The sequence below is a fragment of the Pseudomonas sp. JQ36 genome, assembly GCF_053851495.1.
Window position 1 is genome coordinate 2,470,206 of sequence record NZ_CM132642.1, and the last position, 26,434, is coordinate 2,496,639.

The following is a 26,434-nucleotide window of genomic DNA, read 5'->3' on the forward strand; positions in this document are numbered from 1 at the left end:
GAATAAAAACATGGCACTTACCCGCGAACAAATGGCTCAGCGCGTCGCCCGCGAAATGCAGGACGGCTACTACGTGAATCTCGGCATCGGCATTCCGACCCTGGTCGCCAACTACATTCCCGAAGGCATGGAAGTCATGCTGCAATCGGAAAACGGTCTGCTCGGCATGGGCCCGTTTCCAACGGAAGACACCATCGATGCCGACATGATCAACGCCGGCAAACAGACCGTGACCGCGCGCATCGGCGCATCGATTTTTTCCTCCGCCGAATCCTTCGCGATGATCCGTGGCGGGCATGTCGACCTGACCGTGCTCGGCGCGTTCGAAGTCGACGTCGAAGGCAACATCGCTTCGTGGATGATTCCCGGCAAACTGGTCAAGGGCATGGGCGGCGCGATGGATCTGGTGGCCGGCGCCGACAACATCATCGTGATCATGACCCACGCCTCCAAGGACGGTGAGTCGAAACTGTTGGCCAAGTGCAGCCTGCCGCTGACCGGCGCCGGCTGCATCAAGCGCGTGCTGACCGACCTCGCCTACCTGGAAATCGAAAATGGCGCTTTTGTCCTCAAGGAACGCGCACCTGGCGTCAGCGTCGAGGAAATCGTCGCCAAAACCGCTGGTAAACTGATCGTCCCGGATCACGTACCGGAAATGCAGTTCGCTGCCCAGTGAGGAATTCGAAAATGCAAGACGTCGTAATTGTTGCCGCCACCCGTACCGCGATCGGCAGTTTCCAGGGTTCGCTGGCCAGCGTGTCCGCGGTGGATCTGGGCGCTGCGGTGATTCGCCTGTTGCTCGAACAGACCGGTCTGGACGGTGCGCAGGTCGATGAAGTGATCATGGGCCAGGTGCTGACGGCCGGTGCCGGCCAGAACCCGGCGCGTCAGGCCGCGATCAAGGCCGGCCTGCCCCACGCCGTGCCGGCCATGACCCTGAACAAGGTCTGCGGCTCGGGCCTGAAAGCCCTGCACCTGGGCGCACAAGCGATCCGTTGCGGTGATGCCGAGGTGATCATCGCCGGCGGTCAGGAGAACATGAGCCTGTCCAACTACGTGATGCCGGGCGCACGCACCGGTCTGCGCATGGGGCACGCGCAAATCGTCGACACCATGATCAGCGATGGTCTGTGGGACGCTTTCAACGATTACCACATGGGCATCACAGCCGAGAATCTGGTCGATAAATATGAGATCAGCCGCGAACAGCAGGACGCCTTCGCCGCCGCCTCGCAACGCAAAGCCGCTGCGGCCATCGAAGCCGGGCGCTTTGTCGATGAGATCACCCCGATCCTGATCCCGCAGCGCAAAGGTGATCCGGTGGCGTTCAAGGTCGACGAACAACCACGTGGCGACACCACCGCCGAATCGCTGGCGAAACTGCGTCCGGCATTCAAGAAGGACGGCAGCGTCACCGCCGGTAATGCTTCGTCGCTGAACGATGGCGCCGCTGCAGTGATCCTGATGAGCGCCGAAAAGGCCAAGGCCCTGGGCTTGCCGGTGCTGGCGAAAATCGCCGCGTATGCCAACGCCGGCGTTGACCCGGCGATCATGGGCATCGGCCCGGTCTCGGCCACCCGTCGCTGCCTGGACAAGGCTGGCTGGAACATCGGCCAACTGGACCTGATCGAAGCCAACGAAGCCTTCGCTGCGCAATCGCTGGCAGTGGCCAAGGATCTGCAATGGGATCTGGACAAGGTCAACGTCAACGGCGGCGCCATCGCCCTCGGTCACCCGATCGGTGCGTCGGGCTGCCGCGTGCTGGTGACGCTGCTGCACGAAATGATCAAGCGTGATGCGAAAAAAGGTCTGGCGACCCTGTGCATCGGCGGCGGTCAGGGTGTGGCGCTGGCGCTGGAACGCGCTTAACCCAAGAGTTCACAGCGGGCGGCGGATCCACGACATCCGTTGCTCGCTGGCAACAAAAAACCCGGTGCGACTTACGCTGCACCGGGTGTTTTTTTGCCCACTCAAAATCTTCTTTGAATGGGCCTCCCTCTTCGCGAGCAAGCCCGCTCCCACAGGGGAATGCTTTCCAGGGTGGGAGCGGGCTTGCTCGCGAAGGGGCCAGCTCAGGCAACAGAAAAACCAGGGCTCACACCACCATCTGCAGAATCAACCACGCATTCGCCCCACTGATCACCGCAAACAGCCCCCACGCCAGCACCCGGGTTGGCAGCCGGTTCACAAACGGCCCCATCAGCTGCTTGTCGCTGGTCATGCGGATCAGCGGATACAGCGCAAACGGCAGTTGCAGGCTCAGTACCACCTGACTCAGCACCAGCAGTTTGCCCACCGCGTTATCACCCATCAGCCACACGCCGATGAACGCCGGAATCAACGCCAGCCCCCGGGTGATCAAGCGCCGCTGCCAGCAGGGAATCCGCAGGTTCAGATAACCCTCCATGATCACCTGCCCGGCGATGGTCCCGGTGAACGTCGAACTCTGCCCCGACGCCAGCAACGCCACGCCGAACAGCACACTGGCCAGCGCGCCGCCGACCAGTGGGTCGAGCAGGTGGTAGGCGTCCTGAATATCCACCACATCGGTATGCCCGGACTGGTGAAACGCGGCGGCCGCCAGAATCAGAATCGCCGCGTTGACCAGCAGCGCCAGCGCCAGCGAACCGATGGTGTCGATGCGCGCCAGACGCACCGCGTCTTGCTTGCTGGCCAGATCCTTGCCGATCATCCGCGTCTGCACGATCGAAGTGTGCAGGTAGAGGTTGTGCGGCATCACCGTGGCGCCGAGGATGCCGATTGCCAGGTACAACGGCGCGGCATCGCTGATCGCCGAGAGCGACGGTTTGAACCCGGCGAACACGTCCGGCCAGTAAGGTTTGATCAGCACCAGTTCGACGAAGAAACACACGCCGATGGTCGCCACCAGCACCAGCATGATCGCCTCCAGCCGACGGAAGCCACGATTTTGCAGGGCGAGTACCAGCAGGGTGTCGAAGGCGGTCAGGGCAATGCCGAAGGTCAGCGAACAGCCGAGCAACAAGTGGAATGCCAGGGCGCAGCCGAGCACTTCCGCCAGATCAGTGGCGATGATCGAGATTTCCGCCAGCACCCATTGCAGGCGTGCGGTCGGGGTGCTGTAGCGCTCGCGGGACAATTGCGCCAGATCGCGGCCGGTGGCGATGCCCAGCCGCGAGCACAGGCACTGCACGACCATTCCCGCCAGACTCGCCAGCAACACCACAAACAGCAGGCTGTAACCAAAACGCGAGCCGGCTTCGATGGCAGTCGCCCAGTTACCCGGGTCCATGTAGCCGATTGACACCAGCAAGCCCGGACCGGCAAAACGCAGCACGCGTTTGAAGAACGAAGCGTTCGGATCCACCGCGACACTGCCGGCCACTTCCGGCGGGCAGAACGGCGCGGTGGCGATTTTGGGTAAGCTGAATTTCACGCACACATCCAGAAACAAGTTCGAAAGACGCAGCTTAGAGGTTTCAGCTTCAGGCTTGAAGAGCAAAAGATCGCAGCCTTCGGCAGCTCCTACAGTGCAACGCATTCCAATGTAGGAGCTGCCGAAGGCTGCGATCTTTTGCTCTTACCGACTCACACCCAGTAACTGCTGACGCAACTCAGGGTTACGGGTACGCGGATCCAGCCAGATATCGAAAAACGCCCGGGCAAATTGCGGATCATCGATTTCATGCTGCAACTGCTGACCGACAAAAAACCGCGCGCCCTGCCCCGGCAGATACACGCCGGTAATCCGCGTGCCGGCCTGCACATCGACGAACGATTGCTGCATTTGTTCTCGCCACCTGGCCAGTTGCGCGGGACTGACGCCTGCGCCTGCCAGCCGTTTGATTTCATCGACACTGACCTGCACCAGATCATCACGGGAGATCTTGCGTCGGTAGATCAGCTCCAGCGCGAACGGCTGTTCGGTGGACAACGGACGTGCCGCGCTCCACAACCGCGCGTTGTAGACGTCGAAGCCGAACACACTGAAATCGCCGGTGCCGATGATTTGCGCGCCGGGCACGGCGTCCTGCCAATTGGCCCAGGTCGGCGTCAGCAACAGCGCCCACAAGCCAATGCCACACACCCCGCGCATCACTTTTGATGGTTTGTTCATCGCGGCATCGACTCCGGTAAACCCTGATTTTCAGAGCATAGCGGATATCACACGCACACTTTGTATACAAAAACTGTCGATCAATGCAGCAATCGGTTACCTTGGCCATCCCATCCCCGGAGGCCTCCCGCGTGCTGATCCTCAAATTACTGCTGATCCCAGGTTTTCTGCTGCTGATTTCCCTCGCCGGCAAGCGCTGGGGTCCGAGCGTGGCCGGGTGGCTGTCGGGGTTGCCGGTGGTGGTCGGGCCGATTCTGTTTTTCCTCGCCATCGAACAAGGGCCGCAGTTTGCCGCGCAATCGGCGGTTGCGGCGTTGTCGGCGATGTTCGCCATGATCGCGTTCTGCATTACCTACGCGCAGGTGGCACAGCGCGCGAACTGGCCGTGGGCGCTGACGATTTCCCTGACGGTGTGGGCGGTGCTGGCGCTGGGGTTGTCGCTGATTCCGCCGTCACTGACGTTCTCGGTCGCGGCGGCAGCCATTGCCCTGCTCGCCGCGCCGTACCTGTTTCCCGACGTGCAACCGGTGCTGAACGGCCCGGCACCGAAGTCGGACAAACTGCTCTGGCGGATGATTGCCGGCGCGGCGCTGACGCTGCTGGTGACGATGCTCGCGAGTACCGTGGGCGAGCGCTGGAGCGGCCTGCTCGCGGTGTTCCCGGTGCTCGGCAGTGTGATGGCGGTGTTCTCTCAGCAGACTCGTGGCCCGGCGTTTACCGCGGCATTGCTGCGGGCGACGGCGACCGGCATGTACTCGTTTTCGGCGTTTTGCCTGGTGTCGGCGCTGGCCCTGCCGAGCTTGGGCCTCAACGGGTTCATCGCCGGTGTCGCAGTGTCGGTGGCGATGCTCGGGGTCACCCGCAAACTGCTGGCCCGGCCGGTCCCGGCAAAGGCCGACCAGCCCAAGGCTGACGCGAACGCCTGACAAACCGCGCTGGAATGCCAGGCATGCTCCGTGGGATCATCGCCGCCCTGGCGCGACCATCCCTCGGAGATTCACATGTCATTGCTCAGCAAGAAAGCCGTCGTCCTGTTGCTGGCGGCGGTCGCCGCTCTCGGTGCCCTCAATGCCCAGGCAGCCAAGCCCAAGGAAAAGACCTCGACCAACAACGTGTCGATGCTCGACGGCAAGTTCACCTTCGTTCTGCCCAAAGGCTTCACCGCCGACCCGCTGCCAGCCGGGCCGACCGGTGCCAAGGGCACGATGTACACCAATCAGGCGACCAAGACCGTGGTCATCGCCGCGGAAAACCAGATCGCCGGTGGCGCCAGCGTCAAGGACAACGACAACGAATTTCTCGATGGCAGCCTGGCGAGTTTCATCGATGATCAGCGCAAGGCTTTGCCTGACTTCAACAAGCTCACAGAAAAGAGTCTGACCCAGAAAAGCAGCGGCCTCGGCGTGCGTCAGGTCGACAGCACCGCCACTCAGGGCGGCGGCCAGACCCTCAATACCACTCTGCTCGCCGCCTCCGGCAAGCGCATGGCGCTGGTTCAGGTGATTTCCCGGGCCAGCGACAAGAGCGGTCACGATGCGCTGGTGAAAACCATCCTCAAGGACAAGTGATCCTTACGGATTGAGTTGCTGCAGCCAGGCATTCAGATCCCGCAGCTCGGCCGCACTGATGCTGTGGCCGACACCGGGATAGGCGTGAAACTCGGGGCTGTAGGCGAGTTTCTGCAGCAGCGCATTGGCCTCGGTGCCGTCGCGGTACGGCACTCGATCATCGGCGGTGCCGTGGCCGATGAAAATGTGCAGCGGCAACGGTTTCTGCTCGGCCTTGAGCTCGGCTTTCAACACCGGCAACAGGCGTCCGCTCAACGCTGCGATGCCGCCGACCGCCACGGGCGGACGCAGGCCCACTTCGTAGCTCATCATCGCGCCCTGACTGAAACCGATCAGGTACACCTTGTCCCGGCTGGCGTGATATTTCTGCGCCGCCTGCGCGACAAACTCCCGCAACTTCTGGCCGCTGGCGTGCAGATCATCGGTTTCACCGTTGTAGGCCCCTTCGCCTTTCTTGCGAAACCACTGGAAACGCCCTTCGCCCAACGCCAGCGGCGCCTGCACCGACAGGTAGTTGTACTGCGCCGGCAACTGGAACTTCATGCCGATCAGATCGGCTTCGTTACTGCCGTAGCCGTGCAGAAAAATCACCAGCGGCCGGTTGTTCGCGTCCGGGTGGACCTGTTCGATGTATTTCAGTGGCAAGTCGCTTTGCAGCGTGGTTTGCGCGTGGACGGCGCTGGACGCCAGGAGGGTTAACAGGGCAAACGCCTTCAACATAAAGCCTTCCTTCACAGAGTGTCGGGTTCGTCGGTGAGCCTAACACTCTCTGAAGATTGTGGTGCTGGCGAGACCGCTATCGCGAGCAGGCTCACTCCTACAGGGACAACGCATTCCAAATGTAGGAGTGAGCCTGCTCGCGATGAGGCCGGAAAATCCAAGGAAATCTGTCAGTCGTTGATCAGCTTGCCCACCCGAATCGGCTCGCGCCCCGCCACCTTGGCCTGCCAGGTCCCCGGCTGGGTGTAACGCCCACGATCGTTCGCAAACAACACGCCGCTGGTGCCGGCACAAACAGTGGTTAGGCGGTCATTCAACGGGTCGACCACTTCGAACAGCGCGTCGCCCCGCTCGACCCACTCCCCGGCATTGCGCAGGAAACTGACCACGCCATGGTGCGGGGCGAACAGATATTCGGTGCCTTCGAACGGCATGCCTTCGCAGCACTCGCTCGGTGCCGCCGGCCATTCGCCGCTGATGAAACCCTGTTCGGCGAGAAACCCCAGAATCGCCTCGCAATTGGCCTGCGCCTGATCGACCCGGGTGTCGCCCATGCTGCCCAGTTCCAGGGTGGTGGCGAGGTTGGCCGGGGGAATTGCTGCGTTCGGAAACGCCCGCGCCAGACGCAGCCACGGTGACGAACACGATTCGTCGAACGAACTGCCACCGGAGTCTTCGCACAGCAAGGCCACGCCGGCCTTCAGTCGCGCCGCCAGCGATTGCCAGCGCGGCCAGTGTTGCGGCAGCGCGTAGAGGTGAATAGCCGCGTCGAAATCGCAATGCAGGTCGAGGGTGATGTCGGCATCGCAGGCGTGGCGCAGCAGCAAGCGGTGCAGCGCTTCGAGTTGCGAGGCCGGGGCTGGCAGCTCATCAAACACCTGGCCCATGGTCTGGCGGATCAGCGCGATGTTGGCCTCGGCGTCGCTGCCCAGTTGCTCGCCGATTCGCGCCGCGACTGGCGCGCTGAGTTCGACAAACGAGCGGTTGAAATTCTTGCCGCTGCCCAGCTCGAAGCGGCCCATGTGACTGCCTTGCAGATGTTGGTCGAGACCAATCGGGTTGGCCACCGGCACCAGCTCGATCACGCCTTGCAGACGACCCTGCTGTTCTAGCGCGTTGAGGCGTTGCTTGAGCTCCCACGCCGTGCGCATGCCCGGCAGCTCGTCGGCGTGCAGGCTGGCCTGGATGTACACCTTGCGGCTGCCGGCGCCGTAACGGAAGACGCTGAGGGAACGTTCGCTGCCCAGATGGCTCCAGGGCAGGACATGGTCGATGCGTTGCATGGGAAAACTCCTGAATGGCTGGATCACGCAGATCCCCTGTAGGAGTGAGCCTGCTCGCGATAGCGGTGTGTCAGGCACTAGAGCGGCTGAATGTTAAACCGCTATCGCGAGCAGGCTCACTCCTACAGGGTTCTCCTATGAATCAGAGCACAAAAAAAGTGGCCACCGCGCAAACGGGGCCACTTTTTTCTACGGCGTATTAATGGCCGTACACGTCAAAGTCGAAGTACTTGTCCTGGACTTTTTTGTACTCGCCATTGGCGCGGATTTCGGTGATGGCCTTGTTGAATTTCTCGGCCAGCTCGGTATCACCCTTGCGCACCGCAATGCCCGCGCCGCCGCCGAAGTACTTGGCGTCTTCGTAGGTCGGGCCGACGAATTCGAAGCCTTTGCCGGCGTCGGTCTTCAGGAAACCGTCGCTGAGGTTGACCGAGTCGGCCAGCATCGCGTCGATACGACCGGAGACCATGTCAAGGTTAGCTTCCTGTTGCGAGCCGTAACGCACCAGATCGATCCCGGCCGGAACCAGCACTTCAGTGGCATAACGGTCGTGGGTACTGGCGCGCAGCACGCCGACTTTCTTGCCCTTGAGCTCGGTCAGCGGGTCTTTGACACCCGAGCCTTCCTTCATCACGAAACGTGCCGGGGTGTGGTAGTACTTGATGGTGAAATCGACGTTTTTCTTGCGGTCATCCGTAATGGTCATCGAGGACAGGATCGCGTCGATCTTCTTCACTTTCAGCGCCGGAATCAGGCCATCGAACTCTTGCTCAACCCAAGTACATTTGACTTTCATCTGCGCGCACAGGGCATCACCGATATCGACGTCGAAACCGGCGAGTTTGCCGTCAGGGGTTTTCATCGAGAATGGAGGGTAACCGGCTTCAATACCAATGCGGATCGGCTTGGCGTCTTCGGCCACAGCGGTGAGGGACAACATCGACAGTGCCAGGGCACCGAACATCACTAGCTTCTTCATTTATTACTCCTGTGTGCGGAGGTTTTTATTGGCAGCTTTCGATTGGCATTCGGTCATGGCCATTGAGCAGCAAAAACCGAAGTGGACGGCAGTCTATGGCGGCGCGCACAGGGCAAATTGTCTTTAGGCGACAAATACTTACAGAAAATCGGCGCGCGCGTTGACTGGGATCAACGGTGCGCCGACATGGTGCAAATGCTGTAGGACAAACCCTCAAAAAGAGTACCTATTGCTCATGTAGGAGCTGCCGCAGGCTGCGATCTTTTGACTTTAAAAGAGCAAAAGATCGCAGCCTGCGGCAGCTCTCAAAAGCATTTTCAGCATTCGCACGCGATGGGGGTTTTGGCGGGCTGTTCGACGCTCAGCGAAAAACCCTCATCCAGCCAGCCGGTCACGCCGCCGATCATCTCCTTGACCGGGTAACCCAACGCCGCCAGTTTCACCGCAGCCTTGTTGGCGCCGTTGCAGTGCGGGCCGGCGCAATAGACCACGAACAGCGTGCTCGTCGGATACTCCGCCAAGCCCTCGGCGATCAGCAAGCGCGTCGGAATGTTGATCGCGCCCGGCACGTGACCGCGCTCGAACGCCAAAGGGCCGCGCACGTCAACCAGAACAAAATCGACTTCACCGGCCTCCTGGCTGCTGTACACGTCAGAACAATCGGTTTCAAACGTCAGACGATTGCTGAAATGCATCAGGGCAATGGCCGACGGTGCAGCAGGAATGTCGCGAACCAGGCTGGTCATGTTGTGTGGCTCCTTCGTCTGTTGGGTGTGAACAGACTTTATCGGGCCGGCACTTGGCGCTACAGTGGCGCGCAAGACACTCACCGGGAATTTTCCGCCAAATGCCTGACTCACCTGGATTGGTTGCGATTCTGGCCTACGATGGCCTCTGTACCTTCGAGTTCGGCATCGCCGTGGAGATTTTCGGCCTGCCCCGGCCGGAGTTCGATTTCCCGTGGTACGAGCACCGCATCGTCGCCGTCGATCAAGGGCCGATGCGCGCCATGGGCGGGATTCACGTACTGGCCGATGGTGGCCTGGAGCTGCTGGCACAGGCGCGCACCATCATCATTCCCGGTTGGCGCGACCGCGAGGCCCCGGTGCCGCCGGCACTGATCGACGCCTTGCGTCAGGCCCACGCACAGGGTGCGCGGTTGCTGTCGATCTGCTCCGGGGTGTTTGTGCTGGCCGCCAGTGGCTTGCTCGACGGTCACGGTGCGACCACGCACTGGCGCTACACCGATGAACTGGCGCGACGCTTTCCGGCGATTGCGGTTGATCCGGATGTGCTTTACGTCGACTCCGGCCAGTTGATCACCTCGGCGGGCAGCGCCGCCGGGATCGATGCCTGCCTGCATCTGCTGGCACGGGACTTCGGCACTCAGGTCGCCAATTCGGTGGCTCGGCGGCTGGTGATGTCGCCGCAACGCACTGGCGGTCAGGCGCAGTTCATCCCGACGCCGGTCAGCGCGACGCCGCGCAACGACTTGTCGCGGGTGATGCAGTGGGCCCGCGAGCGCCTGCATCAACCGCTGGAAGTGCGCGATCTGGCCAGCGAAGCGGCGATGAGCGAGCGCACCTTTCTGCGCCGTTTCACCGAGGCCAGCGGGCAATCGCCCAAAGCGTGGCTGCAACACGAGCGGCTGGCCCGGGCGCGGGAATTACTGGAGAGCAGCGTGCATAACACCGAGCAGATCGCCCAGCGCTGCGGTTATCGCTCGGTGGAAAGTTTTCGCGTGGCGTTTCGCGGCGTGGTCGGGGTGCCGCCGTCGGTGTATCGGGAGCGGTTTGGGCGTGAGGTCAAGGCCATTTCTTGAGTTGACTGTGATGACCCCTTCGCGAGCAAGCTCGCTCCCACATTTGAAATGGGCCCCCCTGTGGGAGCGAGCTTGCTCGCGAAGAGGCCAGTCCAGCCACAAAAAACCTACGGCTTGCGCAACAGATAGGTATCCATGATCCACCCATGCTCAGCCCGGGCAGCCTTGCGCACCCGCTCGATCTCAGCTGCCACATCCTTGAGCTTGCCGCTGATCAGAATCTCATCCGGCGTGCCCAGATAGGCCCCCCAGTAAATCTCGGTCTGCGGATCCGCCACATGGCGGTAGGAATCTTCAGCGTCGAGCATCACCACCAGGCTGTCCGTGTCACCCACCTGCCCCGCCGCCAGGCGCCGGCCCGTGGTGATTTCAATTGACCGGCCAATGCTGTTCAACGGCACCTTATGCTGCGCCGCCAACGCCTGAACGCTGCTTATCCCGGGGATCACTTCAAACTCGAAAGCACAGCGGCCGGACGCCAGAATCGCCTGCAGGATACGAATCGTGCTGTCGTACAGCGCCGGGTCGCCCCACACGAGGAAACCGCCGCATTCGTTGTCAGCCAATTCTGCATTGATCAGCCGCTCGAAGGTTTCCTGCTTGGCGCGGTTCAGATCTTCGACCGCGCGGCTGTAGTCCACGTCGCCACGCTCGCGTTCCGGGCTGTGGGCTTCGACGAAGCGATAGGCTGGATCGGTGATGTATCGCGCACAGATATCGCGCCGCAGATCGATCAGTTTGTTCTTGCTCTGGCCTTTATCCATCAGAAAGAACACGTCGACCTGATTCAGCGCCTTCACCGCCTGCATGGTGATGTAGTCGGGATTTCCGGCGCCGATGCCGATGACCAACAGTCGTTTCATCACAGTGCTCCCGCAAGATCGATACCCGCCAAGCGTAGCCGCCAGATGCCGTTGAACCGCAGTTCAACCACGGACAACGGTTCAACATCAATCGCGTTGAACGCCGCGCCCTGTAACACCTGCATCAGTGCCGCACGCACCACAAACGGATGGGTGACGGCGACGATGTGCCCCGGAACGCCTTGCAGACTGGTCAGCCACGCCGCCACGCGTTCGCTCAACTGCATTACCGACTCGCCACCATGCGGTGCCGCCTGCGGATCATTGATCCACGCCTGCAAGGCCTCGGCCTCGCGCACTTGCAGATCCTTGATCGCTTGCCCGTGCCAGCGCCCCAAATCGCAATCGCGCAGCGCTTCGTCCACTTGCGGCGCCGCACCGAACCACTCGGCAGTCTGGCGCGTACGCAATTCCGGCCCGCACAACAAACGGCTGGCACCGCTGAATTTCACGGCCAACGCGCCGAGCGCCAATGGCGATTTTTCAACAGGCTCGTTCGTAGGAAAACGCGACAATTTCTGTGCGACGGTTCGCGCGTGGCAAATCAAAGTCAAACGGGTGGACTGCACAGATTTTCACTCGATGAGCATCAACTGAATCGGCGGCAAATCGCCGGTCTTGTGGCAATTGTGCCGTAACCCGGGTGTTTCAGGGGATCTCGTCAACTTCCAGCTCAGTACTCTGAAGTAGAAAAAGCGGCAATGTCTGACACGTCTAGAGGCAATGGCCTACAAGAGCCACAGACTAAGGTGTAGCCCCTGTTACACAGGACTCTGACCTTATTTAAACGTCGAATCGCCAGCGCTAAAAATTCACTAGACATGTAACCTGAGTTACATAAATACTGTTTTAACGGATTGTGAAACGAATTCAACACCCCCCCTTCATCCAGCAGGAGCCCGGATGCCCCCTCTCAGAGACTTGATCACCGACCCCGGCCTGGAGCTGACGCCGTCTGAGCGCAAAGTGATTCGCGCCCTGCTCGACCAGTATCCACGCAACGGCCTGGGTCCGATGGCGCGTCTGGCCGAACACGCCGGCGTCAGCGATCCGACCATCGTGCGGCTGGTGAAGAAGCTCGGATTTGGCGGTTATGCCGAATTTCAGGACGCCCTGCTCAGCGACATGGATCACCGCCTGCGTTCGCCGCGCACCCTGTTGCAGCCACGCTCGCACCTCAATAAAGACGATGCCTGGGGCCATTATCTGGCTGACAGCCAACGCCTGCTGGTGGAAACCCAGGTTCTGACGCAACCCGAAGACGTGCGCATTCTGCTCGACTGGCTGCTCGATACCCGGCACCAGATCTACTGCTTTGGCGGGCGCTTCAGCAGCCTGATGGCCAACTACCTGCTCAATCACTTGCGCCTGCTGCGACCCGGCTGCTTTGCCCTGGAAGACAACGCGCAACTGCCGGATCGCCTGTTCGACCTGCAACGCCAGGACGTGGTGCTGCTGTTCGACTATCGGCGCTACCAGTCCCAGGCCCTGCGGGTGGCCTCGGCGGCAAAAAGTAACAGCGCGCGGGTGGTGTTGTTCACCGACATCTACGCCTCGCCGCTGCGCGAACTGGCTGACCTGATCATCAGCGCCCCGGTGGAATCGGCTTCGCCGTTCGACACCATGGTGCCGGCGCTGGCCCAGGTCGAGGCGCTGATTGCCTGCCTGACCCTGCGCAGCCCCGATCTGGCCGATCGCCTGGAAGGCATCGACGCCCTGCGCAACGACTTCAACACCCATCTGCTGGAGGATAAATAAGGATGTTCAGTCTTCCCCACCGCTCGCCGCGGGACTTGCCATTTGTCACCGGCCACACCGCGCTGTTGCTGGTGGACATGCAGCGTGCCTGGCTCGAACCGCAGTTCGACCCGCACCTGAACGGCCCGGACGCCGAGTATTTCCTGACCCGCGCGCACATGCAGGTGGTGCCCAACCAGCGCCGTTTGCTCAGTGCCTTTCGCGAAACGCGGCAGAACGTGCTGCACACCATCATCGAAAGCCTGACCGCCGACGGTCGCGACCGCTCGCTGGATCACAAACTGTCGGACATGCACCTGCCCAAGGGCAGTCAACAGGCGCGGATCATCGACGACCTGACGCCGGTGGAAAACGAGATCGTGTTGCCGAAAACCTCGTCCGGGGTGTTCAACTCGACCAACATCGATTACGTGCTGCGCAACCTCGAAACCCGCCACCTGATCATCGCCGGCATCGTCACCGACCAGTGCGTCGACATGGCGGTGCGGGATGCCGCCGACCGTGGCTATCTGGTGACACTGGTCGAAGACGCCTGCGCTACTTACACCCCGGCGCGGCATGACGCCTGCCTCAACGCGATCAAGGGTTACTGCTGGATCAGCGACACGCAAACCGTGCTCGGCCGCTTGCAGGAGATGCGCCCATGAGCGAGCGCCTGACGCCGTTGCCGATGACCACCATCGTCACCACCGACCTGATCGGCATCACCCGTGGCCGCTCGTTTCCCACCGATCAGTTGGAGCACTATCAAGCGGCCGGGTGCGGCTGGGTGCCGGCCAATAGCGCACTGACCCCGCAGGACATAATTGCCTCGACCAACCCGTGGGGCGCGTACGGCGATTTGCGGCTGATTCCGGATTTGAGCAGCCGCGTCACCGTCGGCAATGGCCCGGACGCTGCAGCACCGGCGCTGGACTTCATCCACGGCGACATCCGCGAGACCGATGGCCGGCCGTGGAGCGCTTGCCCGCGCACGCTGTTGCGCGATGAAATCGAGCGCTATCGCGACGACCTCGGCTTGCAGGTCAACGCGGCGTTCGAACACGAATTCAATCTGCATGCCGGTTTTGCCGAGCATCTGGCTTTTTCCCTTGAAGCCCAGCGTCAGGGCGCCGAGTTCGGCGGCTGGCTGCTCAGCGCGCTGCGCGCCGGCGGTGTCGAGCCGGAAATGTTCCTGCCCGAATACGGCAAGCACCAATACGAAATCACCTGCCGGCCGACCCTCGGCGTGGCGGCGGCGGATCGTGCGGTCAACGTGCGCGAAATCACCCGCGAAATCGCCCGGCAAATGGGCGTCGACGTCAGCTTCGCGCCGAAAACCAAGTCCGACGCGGTGTGCAACGGCGTGCACCTGCACGTCAGCCTGCTCGACCTGCAAGGTCTGCCGCTGCTGTACGACGCCGGCACCAGCAACGGTCTGTCGACGCTCGGCCAGCATTGGGCTGCGGGGATCCTGCATTACTTGCCGGCGCTGTGTGCGTTCACCGCACCGACACCGGTGTCGTACGAGCGTTTGCAGCCGCACCACTGGAGCGCGTCCTACGCGTGTCTGGGGCAGCAGAACCGCGAAGCAGCGCTGCGCATCTGCCCGACCGTCAGCCTCGGCGGCAAATCCGTAGCGGCGCAGTACAACCTGGAGTTCCGCGCCATGGACGCCACCGCCTCGCCGCATCTGGCGATGGCCGCACTGCTGATTGCCGGACGGCTGGGCATCGAACAGCGTCTGGCGCTGAACGCGATCACCGATGAAATTCCCGACTCTCTCAACGACGAGCAACGCAAGGCCCGGGGCATTGTGGCCCTGCCCGCCTCGCTGGCCCAGGCGCTGGATTGCCTGCGTGACAGTGCAGCCTTCAATCAATGGCTGCCCAAGCCGTTGCTCGACACTTACCACGCCCTTAAAACCGAGGAACTGGCGCTGACGGAACAGCTCTCGCCCGCTGACCTGTGTGAGCACTATGCACGCCTGTACTGAATCCGCCGAGCTGGGGTTGTACACCCGCCCGGTCTACAACCTGAGTCGCGAAGATTCATCGCATCCGTTGATTCTGGTGTGCGAGCACGCCAGCCGCTACATCCCCGAGGCCCTGAACAATCTGGGCCTGGACGATGCAGCTGCGCGCGAGCACATCGCCTGGGACATTGGTGCATTGCAACTGGCTGAAAAGCTCTCGGAGAGACTTGGGGCGACACTGTTGAGCGCCAACTATTCACGGCTGCTGATCGACCTCAATCGGCCACGGCATGCCCCCGACAGCATTCCGGCGCAGAGCGAAATTTATCAGGTGCCGGGCAACCGCGAGCTGGACGAAGCCACTCGCGAATACCGGCGCCAGACCCTGTTCAAACCGTTTCACGCCCGGCTGCAGACCCTGATCGACCAGCGCGTCGCACAAGGCCAGGCGGTGCGGGTAGTGGGGATTCACAGTTTTACCCCGGTGTACTACGGCCAGCCACGACCACTGGAAATCGGCGTGCTGTTCGGTCAGTCCAAAGCGTACGCCCAGCGCCTGCTCGACGGTTTGGCCGAGCACTCGCTGCAGGTCGCGGGCAACCAGCCGTATCGGGTTGATCCGCTGGGCGACATGACGGTGCCGGTGCACGGCGATGCCCGGGGGCTGGAATCGGTGCTGATCGAGGTGCGCAACGATCTGTTGCGCAGCCCCGAAGCGGTATCGCTGTGGGCCGAGCGCCTGGCGCCGCTGCTGTAAACAATGCTGCAAGACTGCTGACGCGGTAACGATGGATCGACATAACAACTAAAAACGCTGGATAGGCTGACAAGGAGTTGCGCTTCATGGAAATAGAACAGTTCGGCTACAAACAGGAGTTGAAACGTAGCCTGACACTGACCGACCTGGTGGTGTACGGGATGATCTTCATGATCCCCATAGCCCCGTTTGGCGTGTATGGCTACGTGAATGCCGAGGCGCCCGGGATGGTGCCGCTGGCCTACATCATCGGCATGGTCGCGATGCTGTTCACCGCGCTGAGCTACGGCAGCATGGCCAAGGCGTTTCCGGTCGCAGGCTCGGTGTATTCCTATGCGCAACGCGGCCTCAATCAACACGTCGGCTTCATCGCCGGCTGGCTGATGCTGCTCGACTACCTGCTGATTCCACCGCTGCTGTACGTCTACGCGGCGATGGCTCTGAACCATTTGTACCCGGACATTCCGAAGGTCGGTTTCATTCTGGCGTTCCTGGTCAGTGCAACCTTCGTCAATCTGCGCGGCATCACCTTCACCGCACGGATGAACATCATCTTTCTGCTGGCACAGCTGGTGGTGTTGGGGATTTTCCTGTTCTACGCCTGGAACGCCCTGCACAACGGCGGCGGCAACGGCGAGCTGACCCTGGCGCCGCTGTATCACCCGGAAACGTTCAACTTCGCCCTGCTGATGCAAGCGGTGTCGATTGCCGTGCTGTCGTTCCTTGGCTTCGATGCAATCTCGACCCTCGCCGAAGAAATCAAGGGCGATCCGGGCAAAAGCGTCGGCCGCGCAGCGCTGATCACTCTGGTGGTGATGGGCGTGATTTTCGTCGTACAGACTTGGATCGCCACCGATCTGGCCGCCGGCATGGGCTTCAAGTCCGCCGACACCGCGTTCTATGAAATTGCCGAAATCGCGGCTGGCAGCTGGCTGGCGACCCTGACCGGTGTCGCCACGGCGCTGGCCTGGGGCGTCGCCGTGGCGATCACCTCGCAAGCCGCCGTGTCGCGCCTGCTGTTCGGCATGGCCCGCGACGGCAAGTTGCCAAAAGTGCTGGCCAAGGTGCACCCGAAGCACAACACCCCGTACCTGAGCATTTATCTGGTGGCGGTGCTGTCGCTGGTGATCTGCTACCTGTTCATCAATTCGGTCGACACCCTGACCTCGCTGGTCAACTTCGGTGCCCTCAGCGGTTTCATGCTGCTGCACCTGACAGTGATCAACTACTACTGGCGTCGGCAGAAGTCCGGTCAGGTCGTACGCCATCTGATCTGCCCGGTGATCGGCTTCATCATCGTCGCCGCCATCATGTACAACATGGGCGTCGATGCGCAGAAACTCGGCCTGATCTGGATCGCGCTGGGTCTGGTGTACCTGTTCTTCCTGAACAAGCTCGACGCCAGCACCGCGCTGCCTGACCCGAGCAATGGCTGACAAGAAAAAGAGCGGCGTCTGACATCAAATCAGGCGACCGCCGCTTTAAAGCGTGGCAACCGACAGTGATAGTCAGGTTCGGTGGGGATCACCGGACCCTTTGATACAGGAGTGCATCCATGCTGGTCTTACGCCCAGTCGAGACAACCGACCTGCCGCAATTGCAGCAACTGGCCCGCGACAGCCTGGTCGGCGTCACGTCGTTGCCGGACGACAGCGAGCGCCTGCGCGAAAAAATCGCCGGGTCCTGTGCCTCGTTCGACAACGACATTCAGGCGCAAGGCCCGGAGAACTACTTCTTCGTCCTGGAAGATCTCGACACTCAACGGCTGGTCGGCTGCTCGGAAATCCTCGCCACGGCCGGTTTCAACGAACCGTTCTACAGCCTGCGCAACCGCCACTTCACCAGTGCCTCGCGGGAACTGAACATCGAACACGGGGTGCCGGCGCTGTCGCTGTGTCACGACCTCAGCGGACACACGCTGTTGCGCGGGTTTCACATCGACAACGCGCTGGTGCGCAGCGCCTTTTCCGAATTGCTGTCGCGGGCGCGACTGCTGTTCATCGCCGCCCACACACCTCGTTTCGCCGATGCGGTGATCACCGAAATCGTCGGCTACAGCGACGAGAACGGTCATTCGCCGTTCTGGGACGCTCTGGGCAAGCACTTCTTCGACCTGCCCTACGTCGAGGCCGAGCGCCTGTGCGGCCTGCAAAGCCGCACGTTCCTCGCCGAACTGATGCCGCAATACCCGATTTACGTGCCAATGCTGCCCCCGGCAGCACAGGAATGCATCGGCCGGATTCATCCTGACGGTCAGGAAGCGTTCGACATCCTCGAACGCGAAGGCTTTGAAACCAACAGCTACATCGACCTGTTCGACGCCGGCCCGACCCTGTATGCGCGCACCGCGAATATTCGTTCGATTGCCCACAGCCAGACCGCCACAGTGCGCCAGCAAGCGCAAATCGACGCCCGTGGCCGTTACCTGCTGAGCAACGACGCACTGCACGGTTTCCGGGCCATCGTCGCCGAACTGGATTACCAGCCCGATCAACCGCTGTCGCTGACGCCGGCCCTGTGCGCGGCGCTGAAGGTCACCGATGGCAGCACGATCAGGCTGACCGCCCTGTGAATCGCGCCCGGTTGCATACCCAACGACAGTGCCCGAACCGGCGCGTACAAGGAGTTACCGCATGATCGTCCGTCCGGTCAAAGTCAGCGACCTGCCAGCGCTGATGACCCTGGTGCAACAGGCCGGCCCGGGGTTCACCACCCTGCCGGCCAATGAAGATCGCCTCGCCCACCGGGTGCGTTGGGCCCAACGCGCGTTCTCCGGCCAAGTGGAACGGGCCGACGCCGATTATCTGTTCGTGCTTGAAGATGATGACCTGCGAGTGGTCGGCGTCAGCGCCCTGACCGGGGCGGTGGGCCTGCGCGAGCCGTGGTACAACTACCGGGTGGGGCTGACCGTGAGTTCAGCACCGGATCTCGGTATTTCGCGGCAGATCCCCACACTGTTTCTCAATAACGAGCTGACCGGCCAGTCGGAACTGTGTTCACTGTTCCTCCAGCATGAGCAACGCCATGGCAACAATGGCCGGCTGCTGTCGCTCGGGCGGCTGCTGTTCGTGGCCGAATTTCCGCAACTGTTTGGCGAGAAGATGATCGCCGAGCTGCGCGGCAGTGCCGATGAACTCGGCTGCTCGCCGTTCTGGGACAGTCTGGGCCGGCATTTCTTCCAGATGGACTTCAGCCATGCCGACCACTTGTCGGGTCTGGGCAACAAGTCGTTCATCGCCGAACTGATGCCGCGCCAGCCGTTGTACACCTGCATGCTTACCGAACAGGCACAGGCGGCCATCGGCCAGGCGCACCCCAATACCGAGCCGGCGCTGAAGATCCTGCGCGAAGAAGGTTTTGTGCATAAGGGCTACATCGACATCTTCGACGGCGGCCCGGTGATCGAGGCACCGATCGGCAGCATTCGTACTGTACGCGACAGCCTGGCGCTGACCCTGAGTCTCGGCACGCCGGACGATCAGGCACCGTTGTGGCTGATCCATAACCGGCGCCTAGAGAACTGCCGCATCACCGTGGCCCCCGGTCGTCTGGTCGGCAATGCCCTGGTGGTCGACCGCCTGACCGCCAAGCGCCTGCAACTGCAGCCGGGCAATTCGGTACGCGCCGTGCTGCTGCCCAGGCAACAGCAACAGGCGGTAGCGGCCTGATCTGCGGTTTTGCCACTGAACATCCGCTGACTGCGGATGAAACCTTTCAGCCATTGGATCCGTCATCAACGCCTCACGCGCAAATTCGTCATGAACCTTGACCCATTCGCGTGATAGCCTTTTCATTCTTCGGCGTTGACACCTTTGCTCAAGCCGTTCCATTCCTTTGTATTGGTGGAACTCGTATGACCAGGCTTTCCCATCAAGATTTGCGCCGTAACTTCCGTCAATTGCTGGCTTCCGACACCTGCTACCACACCGCCTCGGTGTTCGACCCGATGTCCGCGCGCATTGCCGCCGACCTGGGTTTCGAAGTGGGGATCCTCGGCGGCTCCGTGGCCTCGTTGCAGGTGCTGGGCGCCCCCGACTTTGCCCTGATCACCCTCAGCGAGTTCGCCGAACAGGCCACCCGCATTGGCCGCGTCGCTCAGTTGCCAGTGATCGCCGACGCCGACCACGGCTACGGCAACGCCCTCAACGTGATGCGCACCATCGTCGAACTGGAACGCGCCGGCGTCGCCGCCCTGACCATCGAAGACACCCTGCTGCCAGCACAATTCGGTCGCAAATCCACCGACCTGATCTCGGTCGCCGAAGGCGTCGGCAAGATCCGCGCGGCGCTGGAAGCCCGGGTCGATTCGGAAATGGCGATCATCGCCCGCACCAACGCCGGGATTCTGCCGAATCAGGAAATCATCAGCCGCACCAAGCAATACCAGGCCGCCGGTGCCGACGGCATCTGCATGGTCGGGGTGCAGGACTTCGATCAGCTTGAGCAAATTGCCGAACACCTGACCGTGCCGCTGATGCTGGTGACCTACGGCAACCCGGCGCTGCGCGACGACAAGCGCCTGGCCGAACTCGGCGTACGCGTGACCATCGATGGTCACGGTGCGTACTTCGCCGCAATCAAGGCCACCTACGACAGCCTGCGCGAACAACGCCAGATCTTCACCCAGGCCTCGGACCTGAGCGCCACCGAACTGACGCACACCTACACCCAGCCTGAGGATTACATCCTGTGGGCGAAGGAATACATGAGCGTCAAGGAATAATCTGCGGTCAGGCCCGGCCTCTTCGCGAGCAAGCCCGCTCCCACAGTGGATCTTCAGTGAACACAGCATGGGTGTTGAACACAGATCCCATGTAGGAGTGAGCCTGCTCGCGATGACGTCGGCACATTCAACACCCATTTAGCCTGACCCGCCGCCTTCGCGAGCAAGCCCGCTCCCACAATGGATCTTTCAGTGAATACAGCATTGGTGTTGAACACAGATCCCATGTAGGAGTGAGCCTGCTCGCGATGACGTCGGCACATTCAACACCCATCTAGCCTGACCCGCCGCCTTCGCGAGCAAGCCCGCTCCCACAGTGGATCTTTCAGTGAACACAGCATTGGTGTTGAACACAGATCCCATGTAGGAGTGAGCCTGCTCGCGATGACGTCGGCACATTCAGCACCCATTTAGCCTGACCCGCCGCCTTCGCGAGCAAGCCCGCTCCCACAGTGGATCTTCAGTGAACACAGCATTGGTGTTGAACACAGATCCCATGTAGGAGTGAGCCTGCTCGCGATGACGTCGGCACATTCAGCACCCATTTAGCCTGACCCGCCGCCTTCGCGAGCAAGCCCGCTCCCACCGTGGATCTTCAGTGAACACAGCATTGGTGTTCGGCACAGATCCATTGTGGGAGCGGGCTTGCTCGCGAAGGCGTCAGTTGCAGCACCGCCAATCCGAGGGAGTCAGCGTTTGGCCAACTCCATGATCATCCGCGACAACAGATAAATCCGCGGCGTCACGCTCGCCACTTCAGCGTATTCCTCCGGCGTATGAATATTGCCGCCGACAATCCCGAAGCCATCCAGCGTCGGCGTACCCACCCCGGCTGACAGGCTGGCATCCGCCGCACCACCGCTGCCCTCTTCGGTCAGCTTGCGGCCGATCTCGCCGTAAATCCCTTGCGCCATGGCCATCAAGCGATCCGACTCCGCCGTCTGCGGCATCGGTGGCAGCCCGCGTTTGAGGCTGGTGGTGACTTCGGTTTCGGCGATCAGCTTGTCCTGCGACACTCGCGCCAGATCTTTCTCGATCCGGTCGAACTCTTCCGGCACCGCCGCACGCACGTCAGCCTTGGCCGTGGCGTGATCCGGGATCACGTTGGTGCGATCGCCCGCCTGGAGCACGGTGAAGTTGATCGTGGTTTTCTTCGCTTCGTCGCCGAGTTTGCCCAGTTGCAGAATCTGGTGCGCCGCTTCCATGGCCGCGTTCCGCCCCAATTCCGGCGCGACCCCGGCATGCGCCGCCTTGCCTTTAACCTCGACCAATGCCGTCGCGCTGCCTTTGCGCCACACCACCAGTCCATCGGCCGGACGCCCAGGTTCGAGGTTGAGGGTCACGTCGTGAGCCTTGGCGGTTTTCTTGATCAGGTCAGTGGCGACGTCGGAGCCGGTTTCCTCGCTGGCGTCGAGCAGGAAGGTGATCTGCGCGTAGTCCTTGAAGTCGAGGTTCTTCAGAATTTTCAACGCGTAGATCCCGGCGACGATGCCGCCCTTGTCGTCCATCACCCCAGGCCCGTAGGCGCGGCCGTCCTTGATGTGGAACGGGCGCTCGGCGGCGGAGCCTTCCTTGAACACCGTGTCCATGTGCGCCATCAAGAGGATTTTCGCCTTGCCGGTACCCTTGAAGGTGGCCAACACGTGGTTGGATTTTTCCGGGGTGTTGGGCACCAGTTCGATGGTTGCGCCGAGTTTTTTCAGCTCGTCGATGGCGATCTCGCTGACTTGCTTGAGGCCGGGTTCATAACCGGAACCAGAGTCGATGTTGACCAGCCGCTCCAGCAGTTTCAGGGCTTCGGGCTGATACTGCTCGGCATCCGCCAGCACTTGCTTGTGCGGTTCGGCGAAGGCGCTGGCGGAGCTGAGGACGAGGGACAGGCCGAGACTGGCGGCCAGCAGCGAGCGGGAAAATGAGAACGTCATGAATCGATCCTTGTTTCGCGTCGGGGGGAATTGAACCGTACCTGACATCGACGCAAGGCTCTATACCGGATGCGACATCTCTGCGGCCAACACCGAATACTTGCAGGCCTTCGCCTGCTCGCGCTAGCGGAGTGTCAGCCGAGATCAATGCCACTGACAGAGCGTCTTCGCGAGCAAGCCCGCTCCCACAGGGAACTGCGGTGGGCAGTCAGACCGAATCGAGCACTTCCTGCTTCGGCAGATCATCACTGTTGCAGATCACCCGATTGCGCCCGGTGGCCTTGGCCTCGTACAGCGCCTGATCCGCATCATTGAGCCAACGTGTCGCGTCGCCATGCGCCGGATCGTATGCCGCCAGACCGATACTCAGGCTGACCTTGAGCGCCGGGTTCTGTTCGTAACCGAGGGTGGCGAAACGTTCGCGCAGGGCTTCCATCGCCTGCGCGGCGTTGAACAGCGGCAGGTCCGGCAAAATCACGCAGAACTCGTCACCACCGTAACGCCCGGCCACGTCTGCGGCGCGCAGGTTTTGCTTGAGCATCTTGCTCAACTGGCGCAGCACGATGTCGCCAGCCACGTGGCCGTAGGTGTCGTTGATTGCTTTGAAGTGGTCGATGTCGATCAACGCAATCGCTGCGCCCTGCTTCTGTCGGCGACAACGCTGAAACTCGATTTCCAGTTGATCCTTCCAGGCACCGTGATTGAGCAGACCGGTGAGGCTGTCGGTGCGGCTCAGCGCCAGTAGCTCACGTTTGTGCAGGCCCAGCGTGTAGGCCTGGCGAAAGCAGATCCAGCCCAGCGCCAACGGGTACAGCATCAGCAACGGCAGGCACGCATAGAGCTGCAACGGTGAGGTCTGCGGGATGAACGCCGGGGCGAACACCACCAGGCCGACGCCAATGCCGAGGATCTGCGCGGCCAGGCCCGCCGCAAGAAAACGCATACCGCCGATGGCGACGTTGTTCATCGCCATCATCGAGACGGTGGTGGCACTGGGCAGCGGATTGAAATGCATGGCGGCGACCCAGAAGCCGCCCATAAACGCGTCGATCAACAGATTGCGGTGTTCCGCATGATAGGGAACCCTGGAGCGACGGGCCCATTGAAACGCCAGGTGCGGCCAGACCAAGCCGTTGAACAGCATCAGCGCCCAGGCCCACAACGGCGGGTCGAGCGGGTACATCGCCGCGCTCACACACAACAGCCCCAGCACCAGCCCGAGGGTTCGCGATGTATAAAGCCTCCTGGCCAATGAAAGTCCCTTTCCCCCCTTGTTTCGCATAAGGGCCTCGACCACTCAACGGAACCTGCGCACACCGTCAGACCGATGTGCTGGAAGTCTAACAGGCAGCCGTTAAATAGCCATCACCGGTCAGCCGCTGAATACCGCGCCATCGCCGTCGCGCACAGTGCAAATATTTAGCTATACCTGAAAGGACGAAAACGGAAAAACGACTATAAGAAGGAGGCCCATGCAGACGTACCGAGTGTTGATCATCGGCAGCGGATTTGGCGGCCAATGTGCGGCGGTCAATTTGCTCAAGGCCGGTATCGACGATTTTCGCCTGCTGGAAAGACGCGACTTCCTCGGCGGCACCTGGTGCCAGAACACCTACCCCGGCGCGGCGGTGGATGTGCCGTCGCCGCTGTACTCGCTGTCCTTCGCGCCGTACCGCTGGACGCAGATGTTCGCCGCCCAGGCTGAACTGCATCAATACACCGAACATGTCATCGAGCGCTTTGGCCTGCGCGAGCGCGTGGAGCTGCAAACCAACGTCGAACGCATCGAATGGGACGACGCCGAAAAGCGCTGGTCGGTGCATACCAGCAAGGGGATTTTCTACGCGCAGTTCGTGATCAACGCCTCCGGCCCGTTGAGCCAACCGGTGATCCCACCCTTCCCCGGCCTGGATCGCTTTCAGGGCAAGACTTTTCATACCAACAATTGGGATCACAGCTACGACTACCGCGGTAAACGCGTGGCCATCGTCGGCAGCGGCGCCAGTACTGCGCAGGTGATTCCGACGATTGCTCCAGAAGTCGAGCGATTGCACGTGTTCCAGCGCACACCACATTGGGTGCTGCCGCGCGCCGATCGCAGGTTCGGGCCTTTCCAGCGCTGGTTGCTGGGGGTGAAACCGGCCTACAAGCTGCTGCGCTGGTTGCTCTACTGGCAATTCGAAACCCGGGTCATCGCCTTCAAATATTCGAAACCGGCGATTCATCTGGTCCAGCGTCAGGCCCTGCGCTTTCTCAAACAGCAGGTGCCGGACCCGCAGTTGCGCGCAAGACTCACCCCGGACTTCACTATCGGCTGCAAGCGCGTCCTGCTTTCCAGCACCTATTACCCGGCGCTGACCCGGCCCAACGTCACGCTGCACAGCCGCGAACAGGGTATCGCCGAAATCGACGAAACCGGCATCACCACCACCGACGGCCAGCACATTGAGGTCGACCTGATTGTCTGGTCGACCGGCTACGACGCCACCGACGGCGTGGTCTCCTACCCGGTCACCGGCCGTCAGGGCGTGCAGCTCAAGGATGTCTGGAGCGAGTACCCACGCGCCTATCTGGGCACCAGCCTGCCGGACTTTCCCAACCTGTTTATCGTCACCGGCCCCAACACCGGCATCGGGCATACCTCGGCGCTGTTCATCATCGAAGCGCAGATGAACTACATCCTCGACTGCATCCACACGCTGCAGTCAAAAGGCCTGCGCAGCATCGAAGTGCGCCCCGACGCGGAACGTACCTACACTGCAATGATCCACCGTGAGATGGAACGCACGGTGTGGAAGTCCGGCGGCTGTCACAGTTGGTATCAGAGCAAGAGCGGTCATGTGATCGCGATATTTCCCGGCTTCAGTTTCAGCTACTACCGGTTGACCCGGGCGCTGAAACCGGCTGACCACATTCTGTCCTGAACAACGTAAAAGGAAGACGTCGATGCTTGTGCTGTTTGTCGCTCTCGCGGTTTTCGTGGCCTGGAGCTGGTTGAGTTACCCGGCGGTCGGCCATTTGCTGTACGACCTGAGCACGGCGCTCGAGGCCAAGTTGTACAAGTTGCACAAAATCGAGGTGCCGATTGCCGAAATGACCGTCTCGACCTGGCAGGGCGGCCCCTATGAGGCGGCCAGCGCGATCCTGATGCTGCACGGCTACAGCGCCGAGAAAAATCTGTGGCTGCGCTTCGCCAGGCACTTTGTCCGCCAGTACCGGGTGATCATTCCGGACATCGCTGGTCATGGGGAAACCGGGTTCAAGGCCGGCGGCGGCTACGACATTGCGCTGCAGGCCAAGCGCATGATCCAGCTGCTGGACGTGTGTGGCGTGGAGAAAGTCCACGTGATTGGCAACTCCATGGGCGGCTACATCGCAGCGTGGCTGGCAGCAACTTACCCAGAGCGGATTGCCTCGGTGGCACTGATCGACCCGGCCGGCGTCACCGCGCCGCAGGCCAGCGACATGGAACGCCATCTGGCCCGTGGGCATAACCCGTTTCTGATCAACTCCCGGGAAGAGTTTCGCCAGTTTTATGCGATGACCATGGCCTCGCCACCCTGGGTGCCCGGACTGGTGCTGGACGCCATCGCCCAGCGATACGAACGCCAGCGCGATGAGCTGGAAGAGATCTTCCGCGACTTTCGCGCCAGCCCACCGATGGAGCCGAAACTCGCAGACATCAAGTGCCCGGCGCTGCTGCTGTGGGGCCGCAAGGATCGCTTGATCGACGTCAGCAGCGTGCCGATCTGGAGCAAGGGCATCGCCAATCTGCGGGTCGAGGTGTGGGATGGCGTCGGGCACATGCCGATGGTTGAACAACCGGGGAGCACCGCGCGGTTGTATCGGGAGTTTCTGGGCAATCAGCGATGAAACCCACCGCTGGCACTGTGGCGAGGGAGCTTGCTCCCGCTGGGGCGCGAAGCGGCCCTGCTCCAGCGCATGCGACTAGCCTGCCTCGCCACAGTATCGATCTCAGGTCTGCT

25 protein-coding genes are annotated in these 26,434 nt (G+C 61.6%); 15 read left to right on the forward strand and 10 right to left on the reverse strand.

Annotated features, from left to right (window positions below; genetic code table 11):
• Positions 1-10 precede the first annotated feature (10 nt).
• Positions 11-676, forward strand: a complete 666-nt coding sequence (locus tag ACS4NR_RS10920) for a CoA transferase subunit B (RefSeq protein ID WP_456020078.1) — start codon at positions 11-13, stop codon at positions 674-676.
• A gap of 11 nt (positions 677-687) precedes the next feature.
• Positions 688-1,869 carry an acetyl-CoA C-acetyltransferase gene (locus ACS4NR_RS10925; protein WP_456020079.1) on the forward strand — a complete coding sequence of 394 codons (1,182 nt, stop codon included), beginning with the start codon at positions 688-690 and terminating at the stop codon, positions 1,867-1,869.
• Between the two features lie 226 nt (positions 1,870-2,095).
• Here ACS4NR_RS10925 and ACS4NR_RS10930 read toward each other — a convergent pair whose 3' ends face one another.
• Both ACS4NR_RS10930 and ACS4NR_RS10935 read right to left on the reverse strand, forming a co-directional pair.
• Positions 2,096-3,415, reverse strand: a complete 1,320-nt coding sequence (locus ACS4NR_RS10930) for an Nramp family divalent metal transporter (protein WP_456020080.1) — start codon at positions 3,413-3,415, stop codon at positions 2,096-2,098.
• Positions 3,416-3,559: 144 nt separating this feature from the next.
• Positions 3,560-4,096 (reverse strand): chalcone isomerase family protein, encoded by a 537-nt coding sequence (locus ACS4NR_RS10935; protein ID WP_456020081.1) that lies wholly within the window; start codon positions 4,094-4,096, stop codon positions 3,560-3,562.
• Between the two features lie 131 nt (positions 4,097-4,227).
• Here ACS4NR_RS10935 and ACS4NR_RS10940 point away from each other — a divergent pair, with 131 nt between their 5' ends.
• Both ACS4NR_RS10940 and ACS4NR_RS10945 read left to right on the forward strand, forming a co-directional pair.
• Positions 4,228-5,022 carry a hypothetical protein gene (locus ACS4NR_RS10940; protein WP_166497844.1) on the forward strand — a complete coding sequence of 265 codons (795 nt, stop codon included), beginning with the start codon at positions 4,228-4,230 and terminating at the stop codon, positions 5,020-5,022.
• A 75-nt stretch (positions 5,023-5,097) separates the two neighbouring features.
• Positions 5,098-5,664, forward strand: coding sequence for a hypothetical protein (locus tag ACS4NR_RS10945; protein ID WP_456020082.1), 567 nt, complete (start codon positions 5,098-5,100; stop codon positions 5,662-5,664).
• 3 nt (positions 5,665-5,667) lie between these two features.
• Here the strand turns inward: ACS4NR_RS10945 and ACS4NR_RS10950 are convergent, their stop codons facing one another.
• The 4 genes from ACS4NR_RS10950 to ACS4NR_RS10965 all read right to left on the reverse strand — a co-directional run bounded on the left by ACS4NR_RS10950 (position 5,668) and on the right by ACS4NR_RS10965 (position 9,392).
• The gene (locus tag ACS4NR_RS10950; RefSeq protein WP_456020083.1) at positions 5,668-6,384 is read right to left on the reverse strand and encodes an alpha/beta hydrolase; all 717 of its coding nucleotides are present in this window, start codon (positions 6,382-6,384) and stop codon (positions 5,668-5,670) included.
• Between the two features lie 170 nt (positions 6,385-6,554).
• Positions 6,555-7,667, reverse strand: coding sequence for a succinylglutamate desuccinylase/aspartoacylase family protein (locus ACS4NR_RS10955; protein ID WP_456020084.1), 1,113 nt, complete (start codon positions 7,665-7,667; stop codon positions 6,555-6,557).
• Between the two features lie 199 nt (positions 7,668-7,866).
• Complete coding sequence (locus ACS4NR_RS10960; RefSeq protein ID WP_095136615.1) at positions 7,867-8,646, reverse strand: ABC transporter substrate-binding protein; 780 nt, start codon at positions 8,644-8,646, stop codon at positions 7,867-7,869.
• Positions 8,647-8,963: 317 nt separating this feature from the next.
• A complete protein-coding gene (locus tag ACS4NR_RS10965) occupies positions 8,964-9,392 on the reverse strand; it encodes a rhodanese-like domain-containing protein (RefSeq protein WP_456020085.1) in 429 nt (142 codons plus the stop codon).
• Between the two features lie 101 nt (positions 9,393-9,493).
• Here ACS4NR_RS10965 and ftrA point away from each other — a divergent pair, with 101 nt between their 5' ends.
• Positions 9,494-10,468, forward strand: a complete 975-nt coding sequence (ftrA, locus tag ACS4NR_RS10970) for a transcriptional regulator FtrA (RefSeq protein ID WP_166497849.1) — start codon at positions 9,494-9,496, stop codon at positions 10,466-10,468.
• Between the two features lie 107 nt (positions 10,469-10,575).
• Here the strand turns inward: ftrA and cobF are convergent, their stop codons facing one another.
• Positions 10,576-11,331, reverse strand: a complete 756-nt coding sequence (gene cobF / locus ACS4NR_RS10975; protein WP_456020086.1) for a precorrin-6A synthase (deacetylating) — start codon at positions 11,329-11,331, stop codon at positions 10,576-10,578.
• Positions 11,331-11,900, reverse strand: coding sequence for a histidine phosphatase family protein (locus tag ACS4NR_RS10980; RefSeq protein WP_443536026.1), 570 nt, complete (start codon positions 11,898-11,900; stop codon positions 11,331-11,333). The genes cobF and ACS4NR_RS10980 overlap by 1 nt, the downstream gene beginning before the upstream one ends.
• A gap of 334 nt (positions 11,901-12,234) precedes the next feature.
• Between ACS4NR_RS10980 and ACS4NR_RS10985 the strand changes: the two genes are divergently transcribed.
• The 8 genes from ACS4NR_RS10985 to ACS4NR_RS11020 all read left to right on the forward strand — a co-directional run bounded on the left by ACS4NR_RS10985 (position 12,235) and on the right by ACS4NR_RS11020 (position 20,523).
• Complete coding sequence (locus ACS4NR_RS10985) at positions 12,235-13,089, forward strand: MurR/RpiR family transcriptional regulator (protein ID WP_095136620.1); 855 nt, start codon at positions 12,235-12,237, stop codon at positions 13,087-13,089.
• A gap of 2 nt (positions 13,090-13,091) precedes the next feature.
• The gene (locus ACS4NR_RS10990) at positions 13,092-13,736 is read left to right on the forward strand and encodes an isochorismatase family cysteine hydrolase (RefSeq protein ID WP_047601825.1); all 645 of its coding nucleotides are present in this window, start codon (positions 13,092-13,094) and stop codon (positions 13,734-13,736) included.
• Positions 13,733-15,064, forward strand: a complete 1,332-nt coding sequence (locus tag ACS4NR_RS10995; RefSeq protein WP_456020087.1) for a glutamine synthetase — start codon at positions 13,733-13,735, stop codon at positions 15,062-15,064. Before ACS4NR_RS10990 ends, ACS4NR_RS10995 begins: the two co-directional genes overlap by 4 nt.
• Positions 15,048-15,800, forward strand: coding sequence for an N-formylglutamate amidohydrolase (locus ACS4NR_RS11000; RefSeq protein ID WP_456020088.1), 753 nt, complete (start codon positions 15,048-15,050; stop codon positions 15,798-15,800). The genes ACS4NR_RS10995 and ACS4NR_RS11000 overlap by 17 nt, the downstream gene beginning before the upstream one ends.
• 86 nt (positions 15,801-15,886) lie before the next feature.
• On the forward strand, positions 15,887-17,236 hold the full coding sequence (locus tag ACS4NR_RS11005; protein WP_456020089.1) for an APC family permease: 1,350 nt from the start codon (positions 15,887-15,889) through the stop codon (positions 17,234-17,236).
• Positions 17,237-17,355: 119 nt separating this feature from the next.
• Positions 17,356-18,372, forward strand: a complete 1,017-nt coding sequence (locus tag ACS4NR_RS11010; RefSeq protein WP_456020090.1) for an arginine N-succinyltransferase — start codon at positions 17,356-17,358, stop codon at positions 18,370-18,372.
• A gap of 61 nt (positions 18,373-18,433) precedes the next feature.
• Positions 18,434-19,468: an arginine N-succinyltransferase gene (gene astA, locus ACS4NR_RS11015; RefSeq protein WP_456020091.1), complete on the forward strand. Its 1,035-nt coding sequence runs from the start codon at positions 18,434-18,436 to the stop codon at positions 19,466-19,468.
• Positions 19,469-19,653: 185 nt separating this feature from the next.
• Positions 19,654-20,523, forward strand: coding sequence for an isocitrate lyase/PEP mutase family protein (locus ACS4NR_RS11020; RefSeq protein WP_007968750.1), 870 nt, complete (start codon positions 19,654-19,656; stop codon positions 20,521-20,523).
• Between the two features lie 689 nt (positions 20,524-21,212).
• Here the strand turns inward: ACS4NR_RS11020 and ACS4NR_RS11025 are convergent.
• Both ACS4NR_RS11025 and ACS4NR_RS11030 read right to left on the reverse strand, forming a co-directional pair.
• On the reverse strand, positions 21,213-22,448 hold the full coding sequence (locus ACS4NR_RS11025; RefSeq protein ID WP_456020092.1) for a M20/M25/M40 family metallo-hydrolase: 1,236 nt from the start codon (positions 22,446-22,448) through the stop codon (positions 21,213-21,215).
• 208 nt (positions 22,449-22,656) lie between these two features.
• Positions 22,657-23,730 (reverse strand): diguanylate cyclase, encoded by a 1,074-nt coding sequence (locus tag ACS4NR_RS11030; protein WP_456020093.1) that lies wholly within the window; start codon positions 23,728-23,730, stop codon positions 22,657-22,659.
• 190 nt (positions 23,731-23,920) lie between these two features.
• On the opposite strand from ACS4NR_RS11030, the gene ACS4NR_RS11035 reads away from it, so the two are divergent.
• Together ACS4NR_RS11035 and ACS4NR_RS11040 are read left to right on the forward strand one after the other, a co-directional pair.
• Entirely contained in the window at positions 23,921-25,372 is a 1,452-nt protein-coding gene (locus tag ACS4NR_RS11035; protein ID WP_456020094.1) for a flavin-containing monooxygenase, read from the forward strand.
• Positions 25,373-25,394: 22 nt separating this feature from the next.
• Complete coding sequence (locus ACS4NR_RS11040) at positions 25,395-26,321, forward strand: alpha/beta fold hydrolase (RefSeq protein WP_456020095.1); 927 nt, start codon at positions 25,395-25,397, stop codon at positions 26,319-26,321.
• Positions 26,322-26,434: the final 113 nt, after the last annotated feature.